Origin of the sequence: Streptomyces sp. NPDC102467 (assembly GCF_044765445.1) — a bacterium.
Taxonomy (GTDB): domain Bacteria; phylum Actinomycetota; class Actinomycetes; order Streptomycetales; family Streptomycetaceae; genus Streptomyces.
Genome location: NZ_JBIWKA010000006.1, coordinates 456,617 through 473,180 on the forward strand (window position 1 = coordinate 456,617; position 16,564 = coordinate 473,180).

Annotated in this window: 17 protein-coding genes; 4 read left to right on the forward strand and 13 right to left on the reverse strand. The window is 70.3% G+C overall.

The window, feature by feature from the left end; all coding sequences use genetic code 11:
• Positions 1-23 precede the first annotated feature (23 nt).
• Entirely contained in the window at positions 24-668 is a 645-nt protein-coding gene (locus ACIREE_RS15105) for a LysE family translocator (RefSeq protein ID WP_404151115.1), read from the forward strand.
• 124 nt (positions 669-792) lie between these two features.
• Here the strand turns inward: ACIREE_RS15105 and ACIREE_RS15110 are convergent, their stop codons facing one another.
• The gene (locus ACIREE_RS15110) at positions 793-1,908 is read right to left on the reverse strand and encodes a winged helix DNA-binding domain-containing protein (RefSeq protein ID WP_404151117.1); all 1,116 of its coding nucleotides are present in this window, start codon (positions 1,906-1,908) and stop codon (positions 793-795) included.
• Positions 1,909-2,049: 141 nt separating this feature from the next.
• On the opposite strand from ACIREE_RS15110, the gene ACIREE_RS15115 reads away from it, so the two are divergent.
• Entirely contained in the window at positions 2,050-3,213 is a 1,164-nt protein-coding gene (locus tag ACIREE_RS15115) for a magnesium and cobalt transport protein CorA (RefSeq protein ID WP_404151119.1), read from the forward strand.
• A gap of 140 nt (positions 3,214-3,353) precedes the next feature.
• On the opposite strand, the gene ACIREE_RS15120 is transcribed toward ACIREE_RS15115, so the two are convergent.
• From ACIREE_RS15120 to ACIREE_RS15175, 12 genes are all read right to left on the reverse strand, one after another.
• Positions 3,354-4,268, reverse strand: a complete 915-nt coding sequence (locus ACIREE_RS15120; RefSeq protein WP_404151121.1) for a JmjC domain-containing protein — start codon at positions 4,266-4,268, stop codon at positions 3,354-3,356.
• Positions 4,269-4,329: 61 nt separating this feature from the next.
• Complete coding sequence (locus ACIREE_RS15125; protein WP_404151123.1) at positions 4,330-4,563, reverse strand: response regulator transcription factor; 234 nt, start codon at positions 4,561-4,563, stop codon at positions 4,330-4,332.
• Positions 4,564-4,857: 294 nt separating this feature from the next.
• On the reverse strand, positions 4,858-6,150 hold the full coding sequence (locus ACIREE_RS15130; protein WP_404151125.1) for a DegT/DnrJ/EryC1/StrS family aminotransferase: 1,293 nt from the start codon (positions 6,148-6,150) through the stop codon (positions 4,858-4,860).
• The gene (locus tag ACIREE_RS15135) at positions 6,150-6,752 is read right to left on the reverse strand and encodes an AAA family ATPase (protein WP_404151127.1); all 603 of its coding nucleotides are present in this window, start codon (positions 6,750-6,752) and stop codon (positions 6,150-6,152) included. The genes ACIREE_RS15130 and ACIREE_RS15135 overlap by 1 nt, the downstream gene beginning before the upstream one ends.
• Complete coding sequence (locus tag ACIREE_RS15140; protein WP_404151129.1) at positions 6,749-7,840, reverse strand: hypothetical protein; 1,092 nt, start codon at positions 7,838-7,840, stop codon at positions 6,749-6,751. Before ACIREE_RS15140 ends, ACIREE_RS15135 begins: the two co-directional genes overlap by 4 nt.
• Entirely contained in the window at positions 7,837-9,069 is a 1,233-nt protein-coding gene (locus ACIREE_RS15145) for a methionine adenosyltransferase (protein WP_404151131.1), read from the reverse strand. Before ACIREE_RS15145 ends, ACIREE_RS15140 begins: the two co-directional genes overlap by 4 nt.
• 179 nt (positions 9,070-9,248) lie before the next feature.
• Positions 9,249-10,304, reverse strand: coding sequence for a hypothetical protein (locus tag ACIREE_RS15150; RefSeq protein ID WP_404151133.1), 1,056 nt, complete (start codon positions 10,302-10,304; stop codon positions 9,249-9,251).
• Positions 10,301-11,398 (reverse strand): phosphotransferase, encoded by a 1,098-nt coding sequence (locus ACIREE_RS15155; protein ID WP_404151135.1) that lies wholly within the window; start codon positions 11,396-11,398, stop codon positions 10,301-10,303. The genes ACIREE_RS15150 and ACIREE_RS15155 overlap by 4 nt, the downstream gene beginning before the upstream one ends.
• A complete protein-coding gene (locus ACIREE_RS15160) occupies positions 11,395-11,640 on the reverse strand; it encodes a phosphopantetheine-binding protein (protein WP_404151137.1) in 246 nt (81 codons plus the stop codon). The genes ACIREE_RS15155 and ACIREE_RS15160 overlap by 4 nt, the downstream gene beginning before the upstream one ends.
• Position 11,641: 1 nt before the next feature.
• Complete coding sequence (locus ACIREE_RS15165; protein WP_404151138.1) at positions 11,642-12,796, reverse strand: inositol-3-phosphate synthase; 1,155 nt, start codon at positions 12,794-12,796, stop codon at positions 11,642-11,644.
• A gap of 104 nt (positions 12,797-12,900) precedes the next feature.
• A complete protein-coding gene (locus ACIREE_RS15170) occupies positions 12,901-13,707 on the reverse strand; it encodes a histidinol-phosphatase (RefSeq protein WP_404151140.1) in 807 nt (268 codons plus the stop codon).
• Between the two features lie 10 nt (positions 13,708-13,717).
• Positions 13,718-14,497 (reverse strand): SDR family NAD(P)-dependent oxidoreductase, encoded by a 780-nt coding sequence (locus ACIREE_RS15175; protein WP_404151142.1) that lies wholly within the window; start codon positions 14,495-14,497, stop codon positions 13,718-13,720.
• A gap of 330 nt (positions 14,498-14,827) precedes the next feature.
• Between ACIREE_RS15175 and ACIREE_RS15180 the strand changes: the two genes are divergently transcribed.
• The gene (locus tag ACIREE_RS15180) at positions 14,828-15,577 is read left to right on the forward strand and encodes a class I SAM-dependent methyltransferase (RefSeq protein ID WP_404151144.1); all 750 of its coding nucleotides are present in this window, start codon (positions 14,828-14,830) and stop codon (positions 15,575-15,577) included.
• 11 nt (positions 15,578-15,588) lie between these two features.
• Complete coding sequence (locus ACIREE_RS15185; RefSeq protein WP_404151146.1) at positions 15,589-16,536, forward strand: HAD family hydrolase; 948 nt, start codon at positions 15,589-15,591, stop codon at positions 16,534-16,536.
• Positions 16,537-16,564: the final 28 nt, after the last annotated feature.

A 16,564-nucleotide genomic window follows, 5' to 3' on the forward strand; every position in this document is an offset into this window, starting at 1 on the left:
AATGGTGTGCGGGGGTGAGGCACATGGTGTCGACGGACCGGTTCCTGGCGTTCGCCGCGATGTCGTTGCTGGTGATCGTGGTTCCTGGGCCGAGCGTGCTGTTCGTGATCGGCCGGGCGCTCGCGCACGGTCGGCGCACGGCGGTGGCGACGGCGCTCGGCAATGTGGTGGGCTCCTATCTGCTGGTGGTGGCCGTGGCACTCGGTATCGGCGCCCTGGTGGAGCGCTCGGCGGAGCTGTTCGTCGCGGTGAAGCTCGCGGGCGCCGCGTACCTCGTCCATCTGGGTATACGGGCGTTCCGGCACCGGCACGCCATGAAGGCGGCGGACATCAGCGGGCCCGTGGGCCCGGCGCGCGGTGATCTGCGTACCGTGCTCGACGGTGCGCTGGTGGGCGTCACCAATCCGAAGGGCATCGTATTCTTCGCCGCTGTGCTGCCGCAGTTCGTGGACCACGATGCGGGTCGACTGCCCGCGCAGATGCTGCTGTTGGGGCTCGTGCCGATCTCCATCGGCCTGGTCACGGACACGCTGTGGGGTCTGACGGCGTCGGCGGCGCGCAACTGGTTCGCGCACTCGGACCGCCGTCTCTCGCTGATCGGCGGGACGGGTGGCTTCGCGCTGATAGGCCTGGGTGTGACAGTTGCGGTGACGGGCCGCGCGGACTGACTTTTCCGCGGCCTCGGGTTGTCGCGGGGCCGTCGAGGCCTCGGGTCGTCGCGGGGCCGTCGCGGCCTCGGGACGTCGCGGGCCTCAGGTCCGCGCCGGCTTCCGCCTATGCCTGTTTCTTCCGTTATTTCTTCCGTATGGTGCCGAAGTCCACTGTGACCGTGCCGGGGGCCTCCAGGACGGCGGCGGTGCGCTCTGCCTCGGCGGCGAGTTCGTCGCGCTGGGTGCGGGTCAGCTCGCGGAAGGGTTCCAGGGTCAGAGCACTGCCCTCGCCACCCCCCTCCTTGCCCTCCTTGAGGGCCCACAGTCCGGCGAGCGTGCCGTCGACGAGGAAGGCCGCATGGGGCGCGTTCCCGTGCCAGGTGCGGGCCTTGTCCGCGTCGCTCACCACACGGGTGCGGTCGGCGTGCGAGAGCAGCAGGTTGTCGAACTCGGCGAGGAGCCGTGGCGGCGCCGGGACGTCCTCGTCGGGGCGGGGCGCGTCGGGCAGGTCGAACAGCTCGACGCCGTGCTCGTCGCGGAAGGTCACGAGTTGCGGGCGCAGCCGATCGAAGGCGTCCTTGGTGCGGGTGAGCCCCGACCACTGCTGGAAGTCCTTCACCGAGGCGGGACCGAAAGCACCGAGATAGCGCAGGACGGTGGCGTCGGCCGTCGGCGTCGCCTCGGGCGCCCGCCCCAGCCACTGCTCGGCGGTGGTCAGCCGCACGCCACCGCTGCGCCGCCACAGGCCGCGCGGGGTGACCTGAACGAGCGGCAGTGAGCAGCGGGCGGCGACGGAGAGGGACTGCGGGTCGGCCCCGGGCCACTCCTTCAGGAGCAGCTCGCGCAGTTCCTTCGAGGTACGCGGCTCCGCCTCGACGTACTCCCGGGTCAGGGCGCGCAGCCGCGCCGGGTCGACACCGACGAGCCCCTTGCGGAACATGTGCAGCTCACGCTCGCGCGCGGGCTGCACGAGGGGACGCAACCTCATGCAGTCCTCGGCGGTGTGCAGATGGATCGTGGAGCGCAGCGTGACGAGGCGGGCGACGCGCCGCTCCTCCAATGCTGTCGAGAGAGCAGCCGGCGTGAAGTCGGCGAGGCGGGCGGCGAGCGTGACGTACGGCGGCCGGACGTCCTGCGCCTGGAGCCCGACGAGATGGGCGACGGCCTCGACCGCGCCCATCGGGGCGCGCCGCAGCAGCAGTTGGCGCTCCAGGGTGGCCCGGCCCAGGGCTCGGGCTGTCATCGGCTTCGTCGTCATAGGAGGACGGTAGCGGCCATCGAGGCCAGACGGTGTCCTAGATGCTCCCTGTGGCTGCTCAATGCCGCTGGATGCCGCTGCCGAGGTGGGACACCTTCGCTGGTTACGCTGCCCAGGACCCGACGGCGGAAGGAGGCGGCGATGCCGCGACGGCAGGAGCGACCTGACCGGGACCAGCGCGGCAGTGGGCGCCGCTACACCTGGCGCCGGGGCACGGCCTCGGGCCCGGCGGCCGAACCGCCCGCGTCGCCCGCCTGCGGCGCGGCACCCTCGCTGGAACCGGAGGACAGCGTCGTGCACACGGCGCTGTACCGCGACGGGCTGCGGGTGGCGAGCCCCGAGACCCTCACGGACACGTACCGGCAACTGCACGAGCATCCGCGGACGGTGGCCTGGATCGGACTCGCCCGCCCGACGGAGGCCGAACTGAAGTCGCTGGCCGCCGAGTTCGACCTGCATCAGCTCGCGGTCGAGGACGCGCTCGAAGCGCATCAGCGCCCGAAACTGGAGCGCTACGGCGAGACCCTCTTCGTCGTCCTGCGCGCCGCCCGCTACCTGGACGCGTCCGAGGAGGTCGACTTCGGCGAGCTGCACGTGTTCGTCGGCGAGGACTTCGTCATCACGGTGCGGCACGGCGCGGCCCCCGACCTCTCGGCCGTACGGCACCGCATGGAGGCGAGTCCCGAACTCCTCAAGCTGGGCCCCGAGGCGATCCTGTACGCGATCCTCGACGCGGTCGTGGACGGCTACGTCCCCGTCGTCGACGGCGTCCAGAACGACATCGACGAGATCGAGACGGAGGTCTTCTCCGGCGCCCCTCAGGTCTCGCGCCGCATCTACGAACTCTCCCGCGAAATGGTCGAGTTCCAGCGCGCGACCCGCCCCCTGGTCGGCATGTTGCACGCCTTGATGGCGGGCTTCGCGAAGTACGGCACGGACGAGGAACTGCAGCGCTACCTGCGCGACGTCGCCGACCACGTCACCCACACCAGCGAACGCGTCGACGGCTTCCGGCAGGCGCTCGCCGACATCCTCACGGTGAACGCGACGCTGGTCACGCAGCAACAGAACGCGGAGATGCGGGCGCTCGCGGAGGCGGGGTTCGAACAGAACGAAGAGATCAAGAAGATTTCGAGCTGGGCGGCGATCCTCTTCGCTCCCACATTGGTGGGAACGATCTACGGCATGAACTTCGAGAACATGCCGGAGCTGGGCTGGAGGTTCGGATACCCCTTCGCGATCGGTTTGATGGGGGTGGTGTGCGTCAGTTTGTACGTGATTTTCAAGCGGCGGGACTGGCTCTAGACCAACCCGTACGGACCCGTCCTCGCGGAGGAGGACGTGATCGGGACCAAGGTCCGCGCCCGATCGTCACGAGCGAGGGAGCGTGCCAACTGTCACGAGCAGGGGCCTCAAAGCCACTCCGGCTCACAGAGGAGGCATTTCTATTCGGTCAGCTGCTCAGCGAATCGGGCCACGGATGCGGGTTCTGCGTTGTTGAGCTTCTGGTCACGCTGCATCTCCCGCGCGTACCGCACCAGGTCGCCTGGCTCAAGGGTCGCCAGCCGCTCACGTGCGGCCTCGAGCAGCCGGCTCGCGGACTCCAGCAGTCCGGACTCCTCAAGGGGGCGCGCAGGCAGCCGCACTCCTTCGCAGAGCAGTCGCGGTATGGCACGCGTGAGGTGAAGTCCGCCTATCTCCCGGATGGTCAGGGACACATGAGCCGACAAGCCCTGATCCCCCACGGCGGAATGGGCGTATCCACGCGGGATGTAGAGCACTTGCCCTGTGGACACGGTGGCATTCAGTAGAACGGGACCAGCGTCTCCCGACACCTCTCCGGCCTGCCAATGGGGATCGGGCGGACCGCTTTGGACTGTCCACCGCTTGCTGCCCGCCACTTGCAGGAGGAGCACATCCGCGTCATCCCGATGTACGGCAAGCCCTTGCCCTCCCGGTGGCGTGACGAAGAAGAAGGCCTCCACTCGCCGCCCCACCTCGTCTGCGAGCCGAGCTACGAGTTCGGCCGTGGGGCGGTGCCACTGCTCGGTGTTCCGCAGGAGGAGTGTCGCTCCCTTCTGCAGAAGGGCGAGTATCGCTGTGCTGTCTGCAAAACCGCCGACCGGCTTCGAACCCACCTCACGTGCTTCTGTGTATTCCCTGAGCGCCATTTCCTTACCCGCTCGAACCATCTCGACGTGGGGAGACCTGAGCGTTCCCCCAGCCAGAGCGGCGTCAATTTCGTCAAGGCTCATGGGCGGAGGCGGCGCCGTGTCGAACACCGCGGGCCCTTGCCGCCAATACGTGGAGCCGAACGCCTCGACATCGCCCACCCAACGATGCATTTCAGTCGAATTCATGGGATCCCTGTTTCGTGAGAAAGTGCGTGCCCCAGGTCTGCCGACTGCATGAGGTGTGCCGTCAGCCGGCGCTCCGCATGCTGTCGTTACCCAAAACGTGGCTCAAGACGGCGAGTTGCATGCGGTTGGCCGCACCCGTCTTTTCCCGAAGGCGGCGCAAGTGCGTGTCGACGGTATGCGGGCTGATCCCGAGCCTTCTCGCGATGCTGCCGTATGTGAGGCCTTCCGCGAGGAGTGAGAGAACCTGCTTTTCGCGAGGAGTGATGAGGGGTTGTGTCGAGTTGGTCGAGTTCACCGTGACTCCCTGATTCTTCGGGACAGTGCGATTTCCGGCTGAAGCATCGGGGCGCGATCACTCACCCTCCCCAGGGGCTGTGGAGGTGCCTACCACTTCGCCCCGCGACCCATGACGAGAATGTCATCGCGTCGGCTTCGGCCTCCAGCACGCTTCCTCTTCAGCAAGTGGCCCGGCAGCATGGGGAACGGTAAGCAGAACGCGCCAAAACGGACTTATCTAACTGTCGCTGGGCAGGAGCCGCCCGAAGAGTTCGTGGAGGGAGGCGTCGCGCTGCATCGCCCGGGCACGGGCTCAGCGTGACTCGTAGGCCCGGAGCGCATCTGCCTGTGTGGCCACCTTGGCCAGCGCCTGCGCCCAGCGTTCCACATGGTCGCGGATGTCGGTCGAGTACACGGGCAGGCGCAGAGCACGCTCCAGGTAGCGCAGCGAGCCGGGAAACTGCTCCGGGCGGTAGTGCCGGTAGCCGCGGTCCGTGCCGGCGCCCGGGGTGAAGGTCCGGGAGTGCCAGCTGGGGTCCGTGAAGACGGGCAGGCAGTGCAGTGGTGCTGAGCGCGGCCTTGACAGCGGCACCCCTTCCGCGACCGCCGCGCGTACGAACAACTCGGCGGACAGGCCGCCGAGTTCGCCGGGGACGTACAGCGGCTGATAGCTGTAGTAGCCGAGCTCGTCCATGTAGGGCTCGCGGACCGGTGGGCGGAGGCCGGGGATGCCGGTCAGCAGCTGGTCCAGGAGGTCGTAGTTCGCCTTCCGGTTGCGCAGTGTCCCGGGGAGTGCTCGCAGGGAGCCTCGGGCCAGAGCGGCGCCGACCGGATGCATGCGCAGGTTGTGGCCGAACCCGGTGCTCGCGAAGCAGGCGTACTCGTCGCTGGTCACGGCTTGTTCGGCGCGGTCGAGGAAGTGCCCGAGCATCACGGCGCGTTCGTACACCCGCTGGTCGTCGGTGAGCAGAATGCCTCCCGTCCCGGCGCTCACCGTCTTCTTGGCCTGGAGGCTGAATGCGGCCGCGTCGCCGAACGAGCCCACGTGCTTGCCGGCGCAGATCGCGCCGTGCGCCTGCGAGCAGTCCTCGACGACGGCGAGTTGGTGCCTGCGTGCGAACGCCGTCAACGCGGGCATGTCGGCGGGCACGCCGTTGAGGTGGGTGACGACGATGGCCCTGGTGCGGGGGGTCAGGTGCCTTTCCAGGTCGGCCGGGTCGAGGTTCCCGGTCCGCTCGTCCACGTCGGCAAGGACGGGCACGGCGTTCACGGCGAACAACGGCATCACGGTGGCGAGGAACGTATAGGTGGGTGCGAGCACCTCGTCGCCGGGTTCGAGGCCGATCCCGAAGAACGCGGAGTACAACGCGGACGTACCGGAGTTGACGGCGAGTGCGTGTCGCGCTCCGACCAGCCGGCCGAACTCGCTTTCCAGTTCGCGTACTTGGCCCTCGTCGCCGACGTAGGCACCCTCGCCCCGGCGGAGCATCGCCGTGACGAGGGCCAGGTCCTCCTCCGTGGGCGGCCTCGGCCGCGGGTCCGGCGGCCTGCTTGTCGTGGGTTCGCCGCCGAGTAGCGCCAGTGGGGTGGTGTGCGGGGGCGGCATCACTGTCTCCTGACGGGTGCGAGGGGGTTGTTTCCAGCGGGCGGGGGCGCGCCGAGCAGTTCGGTGAGTGCGGCCTCTGCCGAGGCGGTGCGGACCGTGCGCACGTCACGGGCCGCGAGGCGGGCCAGCAGCGGCCGGTTGACGGCGGCGACAGCGCGGTGGCTGCGTACGGTCCACACCAGCAGCCCCAGGGCACTGCCAAGGGTTTCCCGGTTGTCGTTCCACAGCGCCGTCCGGGTGAGCAGGCGACGCAGCGTGCGGCGTGTCACCCGCCACAGGGCCACCCCCAGCGGGACGTCCAGCCAGATGACGGTGTCGGCTCGCGAGGCCAGCACCGGGTGCGCGTCGTGGTACTGCCCGTCGATTACCCACGTCTCCCCTGCCGCCAGTTCGGTCACCGCGGCGTGGAATGCGTCGCTGTCGGCGCGGGTCCATCCCCGGTGCCAGAAGTACGCGTCCAGTTCGTGGTGGGGGCGGACGAGTCGCTCGGCGAGCCGTCGGCCCAGTGTGGTCTTGCCCGAGCCGGGCGGCCCGAGCAGCCAGATCCGCTGGGGCACCGAGGCGAGTCCTGGCAGGTCCGTGCCCTCGGGGTCGCGGGTCACGCCGTCGTCTCCTGGTCCGCGTACGGGCGGGCGGCCGGCGGGCGCTCCAGCAGCCGGAGCAGCATGTGCTCGCACTCCTGCGTGGTCAGGTCCTCCGTGACGTCGAAGAGGTGTCCACCGCCGCCGTACTCGACCACCGGGTTGTCGCCGAGCGCCGACAGTGCGCGCTCGTCCGCGCCGGCGGCCAGCAGCCTCCTGCCCAACGCCGTGCGGGCGAGGGGCATCGGCGTCCAGTCGTCGGTGAAGTACCTCTGGATGGTGAACATCGCTTCGACCGGTCCTGGAGACAGGTGGACGCCGTTGAGTCGCGTGCAGACCTTCCATTCGGTGAAGGTGGCGCGGTCCTGGTACAGCATGTGTTTGACCGAGCCGGGCTGTGCCTGGGCCGGGTCGGTCGCGCCGATCACTTCGCGTCGCACCAGGTCGGTGGGCCGGTGCGTCGTGCAGGTCAGGAGGGCGACGGCGCCGCCGGGCTGCTGGAAGTGGGCCAGCTGCATGGGGTGGAAGGCGTTGAGTACCACGAGCCTCTCGCCGTCGAGCAGGAGTTCCGTCGTGTAGACCCCGGCCGCGGCCTTGGCGACCGGCAGATTGCGGGCGAACGCGTCCAGGGCCGTCGGCGTCAAGTCGGGTCGCTGTGCGAGCAGTTGGTGGCCGCCGAGGATGCGGGTCGGGACGGTGTCCGAGTGCTCGGTGGTGTGGGTGTACCGCTCGGCGAGCCGGTGCCGGGCGTTGGGCGGTAGGGCGTCGAGGCCCTGGGTGGAGACTCGGTTGAGTACGGCGTAGTGGTGCTCCACTACGCGCCGCGCGGTGAGTTCGGCCGCGCCGACCACGCGGACGGCGCCCAGATGCAGGCCGCCGGCGGCCAACCGGTCCAGCACCCGGCCCAGCAGCCCACCGCCGTCCGAGGCGTCCGTGGAGGCCTCGGCGAGCAGTTCCGGTTTCAGCATCAGCAGGAACTGGCTGCCGTCGTCCGGGCCCGGCGGGGTGTAGTGGCGGACCCAGCCGCCCCCTGCGGCGGCGGGGCCGTCCGTGGTGACGGCGGCGGCCGCGGTGAGGATGTCGGTGGCGAGCGAAGGGTGTGCTGTCACCACATCGTCACCCCGGTGACGATGATCTCGCGGGTCAGTTCGGCGGTGTCGGCCAGCGCGTCGTCCACGGTCTTGCGGACGAGGTCCTCCTCGGCCGGGTCTCGCGAGAGTCCGTGGACCCGGACCACCACCTCGTCGGGCCGGTTGAGCGGGGCTTCCTTGGAGGTGAAGATGTGTGTCTCGACCGGCTTGCCGAGCAGCTCGTGCAGCCGGACCGCGAGCTGCCTGGCCAGGACCCCGTACAGCTTGCCGGTGTGGTCGAGCGGGTTCTTGCCGGCCGGTGCCTCGATGCTCATCGATCGCATCGGTGTGATCAGCCCCGTCACGCGGTTGCCCCGGCCCACCGCGCCGACGTCGCCGGTGTCCGCGACCGAACCCAGTGCGGTGAGGTAGGGCAGTCCGTTGCGGTCCGTGGGGTTGACCGTGAGCGTCGGCGTGCTGCCCACGCTCCGGGTGAGCAGGGCGAGGATCTCGGCCTGGCATGCCTTCTTGCGTTCCAGGTAGTGGGCGAAGGAGGTGATGTGGCCCGCGAGGAAGGGCATGTTCACCACGAAGTTGAACGCCTCGCCGCTGCGGCTGCCGAACACCTTGACGTCCCACCCGGTGTCCGGGTTGCGGTCCTTGAAGTCGGGCCCGTTGATGAACCGCTCCACGTCCAGCACGGCCTGCTCCAGCCGGCTGAAGGGCGCGTACGCGTGCAGGAGGTTGGTGTCGTTGGACACCAGGCCGGGGTCGCCGATGGCGATCAGGTCGTCCGCGGACCGCGGGCGGTAGCGGGAGTTGCGGCGCCCCGCGCCCTGGTGGTCCACGATCCGGCAGTCGATGACGAGGTGGCGGTCGGCGTCGAAGCCGGTGCTCACCGCGTCGAGGACCTCGGCGGCGGCCTGGCGCAGGATCTCTTCCAGGGGGATGGGCCGGTCGCCGCACCGGTAGGCGCCCTTGCCCGCGAAGAGCACGGTGTACGGGTTGGTCAGCTCGCCTCGGCCGTACTCCAGGTAGGCCTCTCCGCCGAAGATCATCACCTTGTCGAACCAGTGGTGTGCCACCCGGCCGAAGTGTTCCAGGCAGTACTGGGAGTACAGCTGGGAGGCGCGCTCCGCGATGGCGTCGCACATCGTGTCGGGGTGCCCGATGCCCTTGCGTTCCACGAGCTCGTAGGGCAGCTCCTCGATCTGCTGGGCGTGGTCGGCGTACACCGAGACGCTGTGCGGAGTAGTGGCTGCGGACATGGCTGCTCCTCATTCGGGTGGGCCCAACGGCCCTGTTCGGGATCGGGGAACGGATCGGTGCGGGGTGCTCGGCGGGTGGACCGGCTCGACCGCGGGGTGCCGCGTGCGGGGCATGGGGGGGGTGTCACGGACCGGGGCGGGGCCGTGTCGTGGGTCGGGAGTCGGGAGGCGGGCGGTCCTCAGCTCCAGAGGCTTTTCAGGCGCCGGGCTCCGACGGTCAGGCCGGTGAAGGACTGGGCCAGCTCGAAGCCTGGTACGTCGGTGACGAGGGCCCGCCATACCTCTTCCGTCTCGGCGGGCGAGGGGCGCGGGAAGTGGGGCAGCAGGAAGTCGGCCTGCTTGACCACATGGACGGGCTGTTCACGCCGCAGGCGCTGCGCCGTCTCATCGGGGGTCAGTTCCCGCAGTGCGGTGTCTCCGGCGTCGGGGGCGAAGCGGGGGAAGACCAGTGCGGTGAGCGGTGCCGACGGGCGGACGCCGGGTGCGCCGAGCAGGCTCGCCAGTTCCGAGGGCAGCAGCATGACCGGGGCGGCTCCCGCGGCCGGTTCCTGCGGGCGGGGTGGGCGGCCCGGGTGCGCGGATCGCTCGGGCGGCGAGATCCCCAGAGCGGTGAAGGTGTCGGACCGTACAGAGACCGACCGGGGCCAGCCGTGCCCGGTCCATCCGTCCGGGGATCGCGTGACGCTGAGGTCGTCGTTGCCGACGAAGGCGGCGCCGGCGCGCATGGCCGCCATGACGGTGGAGGTCTTCCCCGCGCGCTTGGGCCCGATCACGGCGATGCCGCGGTCGGCTTCGCCGGCGCCGGGCGCGCTCGCCGCCATCCCGGCGTGCAGGAACAACTCCTGGGCGCGCGTGGCCCGTTGCAGGCGCAGCAGGATTCTCGCGTACCGGGCGGCGAGGTGTGTGGCGAACTCAAGAGTGCAGGCGGGGTCGAGGATCAGGCGGCGTCGCTCGTGGTCCACCGCGAGCGTGGCCGTGGGCTCCGTGGCGGCGGTGATCGTCACGTGTTCGAGTTCGGCTGTGTCCGTCCTTGCCTCGGTCGGGTGCTGGATCGACCAGGTGTTTCCCGGCTGATCCAGCAGGCCCGGCTCCGAAGAGGCGACGAACGGAGCCAGCCGGGCCGCCGCGCCGCTCACGAGGCGCGCGGGTCCCGTCAGGTGTACCTGTGCGCCGGGGACGGACAGGTGGACCGCCGTATGCTCGCCGGCCCGGCCCGGACCGCGCACGGCTGTCATGGCGTGCTCGCGCCCTCGAGGCGCCGGATCACCGGGGCCAGCAGACGGCGGGCGCGTCGGGCCCCGTCGAGGGCCCAGTGGACGTACCAGTCGAGGTGCTGGGGGACGGTGTGCGCCATGCGGTGCAGCTGGTCGGGGGTGGGTACGAAGTACAGCTCCAGGAGCGGGGTGAGGACCGCGGCCTCCCGGCCCTCCAGTGGCTGCCCTCCGGCGATGCCCGCGACCACGGTGGCGGCGCGGTCCGGATCGATGTCCAGGCTGCCGCGGGCCACACGGCCGAGGAACAGCGCCGCCTTCGCCAGGTCGTACGCACGGGGTCGTAGCTGGACGGCGTCCCAGTCCAGGAGCGCGCGCAGGGTGCCCTCCTGGTCGAAGACCAGGTTGGAGCCGGCGATCTCGCCATGGGTGAGGACGGCGGGCAGGGTGTCGTATCCGGCGCCGTCCAGCTCGGCGATGGCCCGCTGGTGGATGGTGCGCCAGGTGGACAGGGCGCTCGCCCGCTGCGGCGCCGTGAGCACGTGTGCGAGCGCACGGTCGAGGTGGTTCCAGGGTTCATCGCCGGCGGCGCGCCAGAACGCGGTCTCGTCGCCGGGGCACGTCGGGGCGTGCCCGAATGCCGTCACCGGCAGCCGGTGCAGCGTGTTCAGCGCCTGTGCGGTCTGCGCGAGGTGGCCGGGCGAGTCGGGGGCGAAGGGCCGTCCCTGCTGGTAGGGGCGGAGCTGCCACTGCCGGCCGTGGCGGTGCACCATCGGGGCGCCGTCGGAGGTCGGCATGGGCAGCGGGACGGGGAGCCCGGCCCCGGCGGCCAGTTCGCCGGCCGCCGTCTGGAAGTCGAGCCAGGCGGTGGTGGCGGGCCGGCCGAGCGCCTTGAGGATGAGGACACCCTGGTCGGTGCGGAACCGCCAGAGGTCGTTGACGCTTTCGCGGTACAGCCGCTCGGCGTGGGAGGCGTGAAGGCCCCAGCCGGTGAGCAGGACCGTCGGGCCGGGGTCGCCGGGGGCGCATGGCTGCCAGCCGGTCGTGTCCGCCGGCCCGGCCGCGGCGGGCACCGGGCCGGCGGCGGCCGGATGCCCGGCCGAGACCTCGGCGGTCACGCCGAGTCCTTCGCCCGGACGAGGTCGGTGACGGCCCCCACGGAGGCGAAGTTCTCGAACGACAGCTCGTCGTCCTCGAAGGTGATGGCGAAGGCGTCCTCCAGGTTGAGGGTGAGTTCTACGCTGAGGAGCGAGTCGAGCCCGTGGTCGACGAGCGGTTCGTCGTCGCCGAACGTGACAGCGGTGCCCAGGAGCCGCTCCAGCTCGGTGCGGATGATGTCCTGCACCATCTTCCGGTCCATGTCAGGCCGTCCTTACGAGAGAGTGGTCGTCCAGCGAAGCGGTGAAGGGCGGGGGTGAGTGAACGTCGCCGGGCTCTGTCTGCACGGCGGTGACGAAGGCGCGGAAGGCGGCGAGTGCCTGCGGCTCGGACATGCCCTCGCGGGGACTCTTGAAGAGGAAGGCGCAGACCGGGTCGACCACGCCGGCGAGTTTGCGGTCGGCCGCGGCCTTCGCCACCCGTACGGCGTTGGCGACCACGGCCGCCGCGTTCGGGCTGTCCTCGACCTCCAGCCGCACTTCCATGGCGACGGGCGCGCCGATGATGTTCTCGGCCTCGATGCGCAGGAAGCACACCTTGCGGTCGCCGAGATGCTTCACGTAGCCGTTGGGTCCGGCGGCCACATCGGTCGCGTCGATCCCCGCGTTGGTGAGGGCACGGCGCTTGGAGACCTGCTTGCTGGCCGACCGCGCGGGGTCCGAGAGGTTGAGGAAGTCGGTGTTGCCGCCGACGTTGAGCTGGTAGGTGTCCTTGACCGTGAGTCCGCGGCCGATGAGCAGGTCGAGCAGCGCGGTGTGCAGGGTGGTCGCTCCGAGGTGGCTGCGCAGGTCGTCGCCGAGCAGGGGGACGCCGCTGTCCTCGAAGAGGGCGGCGAGGTCGGCGTCGCCCGCGACCGCCTCCGGCGTCGCGTTGACGAACGCCGTGCCGGCCGCGGCGCACGCCCGCGCATAGGCCCGCACGGCGTGGGTGGCCCCTGTGGGCAGGAAGCACACCAGTACGTCGGCGGCCGTCCTGCGCAGTTCGGCGGTCACGTCCTCAACTGTGGTCGTCTGCGCGGCCGGTGCGACGTCGACGACGTCCGCAAGGCGTCCGGCGATGCCGTCCAGTGCCGGTCCTGGACGGACCAGCACGCCGGTGTCGGGCACCTGGACGTGCTGGACGGCCACGGTGGGGTGCTGGCGCAGGGCGTCGGCGAGGTCCCGTCCGATCTTGTTCGCGTCCGCCTCGAAGGCCGCCACGAAGGTCAGGTCGGACAGGTGGTAGCCCCCGATCCGGTCGTACATCACGCCCGGCTGTCCCTCACCACGGGTGAGGGCGGCGGCGGCCACCGCCTGGACGAAGCTCGATGCGCACGAGCCTGCGCCGGCGAGCGCGACCCTGACGTTGCGTTTGGTCATCAGACACCTCACGATCAGTGCGAAAGCAGAGTTCTCTGGGATTTCCGCCGGTGCTTGGGGCGTTGCCGGCCGGCCCGTCGTGCCCGTCCTCGTGCCTGGTGCGGTCACAGGGGGACCGGGCGGGGTTCGCGGCGCTCGAAGACGTGCCATTCGCGGTAGCCGAGTGCCCGCAGGTGCCGGCGGACTTCCTGGAACTGGTCCCCGACACGTTCAGGATCGTGGGCGTCGGAGCCGAAGGTCAGCGGTATGTCGTGTTCCCGCAGCCGCCTGAGCAGACGGTCGCTCGGATACCAGCCGCCGCACCGCTTGGTGCTTCCCGAGGTGTTGACCTCTACCACGACACCGGATTCGGCGATGGCCTCGATCATGCGTTCCTCGGCCGGCGTCTCGATCTCGTCCAGGCGGGGGTAGTTGCCCCGTAGGGCGTCGATGTGGCCGAGGATGTCGAACATGCCCGACCGGGCCGAGGCCGCGACGAGGTCGCAGTACCGCTCCTTCTCCGCGAGCAGGTACTCCTCGGTGGCGCCGGCCCATCGGTCCTGGTGGAAGATGTCCGTGTCGCCCACTACGTGCACGGAGCCGATGAGGTAGTCGAGGTCGAGGCCCGCGTAGGTCTGCGCGTAGAGCCGCGCGTGCTCCGGGAAGAAGTCCGATTCCACCCCGATGAGCAGCCGGATGCGGCCGCGGTACTCCTCGCGCAGCCGGGCCGCTTCGGCCAGGTAGGCCCCGAACTCCGATCTGGCCATCGCCACCCACGGCTTGTGGTGGTCCGCTTCCTGGGCGAAGAAGGGCGAGTGGTCGGAGAACCCGAGGGTGTCCAGGCCGGCGGCGAGCGCCGCCTCGACGTAGTCCCTCAGTTCTCCGCGGGCGTGACCGCAACGGCGGTGGTGGGTGTGCAGGTCGAAGATCAACGTACTCGCCTCACATCGCCGTGTAGCCGGCGTCGACCATCAGGTTCTCGCCGGTGATGTAACTGGCCTCGTCCGAGAGGAGGAAGGCCACGGCGGACGCGATCTCCTCGGGGTCGGCGGTACGGGCCAGCATGTGCCGGCCGCCGATCTCCGGGTCCGCGTCCGCCTGGGCCCGGTCCATCCCGAGTTGCTCGCGGTGGAAGCGTTCGTTGTTCTTGTTCCAGACCGTGCCGGGGTTGACCGCGTTCACGCGGATGCCGTCCGGTGCCAGGTCCATCGCCATGCAGCGGGTCATGTTGGCCACCGCCGCCTTGGTCGCGTTGTACGTGAGGTATCCCGGTTGCGCGATGTGCCCGGATATCGAGGCGATGTTGACGACGGATCCCGCACCGCGTTCCCGCATGTACGGTGCCGCGTGCTTCACGCACAGCGCCTGGCCCATGATGTTGACGTCCATGATCCGACGCCATTCCTCGACGGTGGCCTCCAGGCCGCGCATGATGAACACCGCGGCGCAGTTCACCAGCTGGTCGAGGCCGTCGAAATGCTCGACCGCTTTTTCGGTCATGCTGCGGACCGATTCCTCGTCGGACACGTCGGTGTGGACGAAAAGTGCGGCCGGTCGGCCCGCGGTCTCGTCGACTTCCTGGGCGGCCGACTTTCCGAATTCCGCATGGGAATCGGCTATCACCACGTTTCCGCCTTCATGGACGACCCTGTCGACCACCGCGCGCCCGATTCCCTGCGCACCGCCGGTGACGATAACGGTCTTTCCCGCGAGCCCTCGCATTCTTCACTCCCAAGTACGGTGCCTGAGCGGCGCGATGGACGTCCCCGGTCTCGGGGCACACGCGGCGAAGCAACTGCCGGACAACACCGCGCTTCTTATGGCGAGCAGCCTGTCACAGGGGGTGCAGGACAAAAAAGTAGCGAAATCTCGTGACGCCCTGCGGCGCGTGCCGCTCCGCATCGCCGACTACAATCGACCGCACCGCAGATTAAACGCAAGGCGTTCGCTGCGATGTCCTCATCCCGTCACTCCAGGTCGAAGATCGCGGCCCTTCGGCAGAAGGCACGCAGACCATCAAAGCCTTTTCAGCCAACAATGCGAGGGACTTCCATGGAAATATCCCGGCTGATTCCCGCCCGGTCCGCCGCGGCGTCGGAGCCCGGTGCCCGGCCGACCGGGGCGAGCCAGACGGCCCGTGACCGCCTGGTGTACCGGGACATCTGGGCCCAGGAGGGCATCCGTCCGCCCTCCGACACGGCGCGCGCGATGATCGACGCGCTGGCTCCTTCGGCAGACGGGCCGCGGCCTCACCTGGCGGACCTCGGGTGCGGTGCGGGCCGGCACGCTCTGCACGCCGCACGCCAGGGCCTGCGGGTGACCGCGATCGACCACAGCGCCCACGCTGTCGCCGAGCTCCAAGGCGCGGTCGACGAGGAGCGGATCGACGGCTGCGACATCATCCAGGGGGACGCGTTCGCCTGGCTCCGCGAGCTGGCGCCGTCGACGCTCGACGCCGTCGTCTGCTTCGACTCGGTCCATCACAGCAGTGCCGACCCCGAGCGCGTCGAGGAGACGGTCGCGCTGCTCGCCGACCGGACCCGCGCGGGCGGGTCGGTGCTGGTCACTCTCCTGTGCGACATCACGTACTCCACCGGGGAACGCCCGCCGGGCCGGTTGCTCGTCGGCGAAGAGGACGGCGCCGCCCTGCTGGACCGTGCGCTCGGCGGTCACCAACTGCTCACCGACCGGCGCAAGCCGGTGCGAGTGGCCCGGACCACGAGCATCTCGCCGTCGACGGGCCGGCCGGTGCCGGCCAGTTACGGTGCGACGCGCGTCCTGCGCCAGTACCGGATCGTCTGAGCCGCCCCGCCATGGTCGTCGCCGCAGCCGAGTCTCTGCCCGCCGTGCGTTTCGCGGCGTTCGATCTCGACGGGACGCTGCTCGACACGCGTGGCCGGTTACGGCCGCAACTGGCCGACCGTCTCGCCGAACTCGCCGCGAGCGGCCTGGCTCCGCTGGTGGTCAGCGGCCGGGCCGTCCGTTCCTTCCGCGAGCTCCCGCTGGCCCGTCTTCCGTCGTCCGTGCTGGAGGACGAGGTGCTGCTGGGGGACGGCGCCGTGGTGTTGCGGCGCTCGACCGGCCAGGTCACGGCATTGCGTCGGCTACCGGCGGGCGTCGTGCGCACCCTTGTGGACGCCGGCGCCCGGGACTTCGTGGCCGAGGCCGACGGTGAGCTCGTCTCCTCGTCCCGGCGCGCGGCCCTGCTGTACACGCGCATGTACGCGCTGGGCCGCTCCGCCGTCACGGTGGACGCCCAGTCGGCCCCCGCCCGCGGTGAGTTGACGGGGATCACGGTGTTCGACGCGCCTGAGGACCTCGCCCGGCGGCTCGCGGTGCGGCATGACACCGACCGCATCGGCCCGTTCGCGGCCTTGCTGATCCGTCCGCGTGGGACGTGCAAGGCGTCCGGACTCGCGGCCCATCTCGCGAACCGGGCGGGGCGTCCGGGGCTGGACGCGGTGACCGCCTTCGGTGACGCGTTCAACGACGCCTGCCTGCTGGCCTCGTGCAGGTTGGGGGTGGCGGTGGAGGGGGCGGACGAGGCCTGCGCCCGCTCGGCTCATATCTGCCTCGACCAGCCTCTCGCCGACTTCCTGTCCGGCTTCGGCCCCGACAGGGCGGCCCGCCTGTCGCAGGCCGCCGTCTCCCGTGGCATCTCCCGTCGAAGTGGTGTCACGCCGTGCTCGGGGGCGCACCGCAGGCCGGCACCGAAGGGTACGCACCCGCCGTATCAGGACCAACGCCCCGAACGTCCCTGAGGACGACGCCCCGCGTTCTAGTACATGG

Bases quoted from the DNA above. Each gene is read 5' to 3' on its own strand.
- ACIREE_RS15145 (WP_404151131.1), bottom strand. From the start codon at position 9,069: ATGTCCGCAGCCACTACTCCGCACAGCGTCTCGGTGTACGCCGACCAC.
- ACIREE_RS15185 (WP_404151146.1), top strand. From the start codon at position 15,589: ATGGTCGTCGCCGCAGCCGAGTCTCTGCCCGCCGTGCGTTTCGCGGCG.
- ACIREE_RS15110 (WP_404151117.1), bottom strand. From the start codon at position 1,908: ATGACGACGAAGCCGATGACAGCCCGAGCCCTGGGCCGGGCCACCCTG.
- ACIREE_RS15105 (WP_404151115.1), top strand. From the start codon at position 24: ATGGTGTCGACGGACCGGTTCCTGGCGTTCGCCGCGATGTCGTTGCTG.
- ACIREE_RS15160 (WP_404151137.1), bottom strand. From the start codon at position 11,640: ATGGACCGGAAGATGGTGCAGGACATCATCCGCACCGAGCTGGAGCGG.
- ACIREE_RS15150 (WP_404151133.1), bottom strand. From the start codon at position 10,304: ATGACAGCCGTGCGCGGTCCGGGCCGGGCCGGCGAGCATACGGCGGTC.
- ACIREE_RS15115 (WP_404151119.1), top strand. From the start codon at position 2,050: ATGCCGCGACGGCAGGAGCGACCTGACCGGGACCAGCGCGGCAGTGGG.
- ACIREE_RS15175 (WP_404151142.1), bottom strand. From the start codon at position 14,497: ATGCGAGGGCTCGCGGGAAAGACCGTTATCGTCACCGGCGGTGCGCAG.
- ACIREE_RS15130 (WP_404151125.1), bottom strand. From the start codon at position 6,150: ATGCCGCCCCCGCACACCACCCCACTGGCGCTACTCGGCGGCGAACCC.
- ACIREE_RS15180 (WP_404151144.1), top strand. From the start codon at position 14,828: ATGGAAATATCCCGGCTGATTCCCGCCCGGTCCGCCGCGGCGTCGGAG.
- ACIREE_RS15165 (WP_404151138.1), bottom strand. From the start codon at position 12,796: ATGACCAAACGCAACGTCAGGGTCGCGCTCGCCGGCGCAGGCTCGTGC.
- ACIREE_RS15120 (WP_404151121.1), bottom strand. From the start codon at position 4,268: ATGAATTCGACTGAAATGCATCGTTGGGTGGGCGATGTCGAGGCGTTC.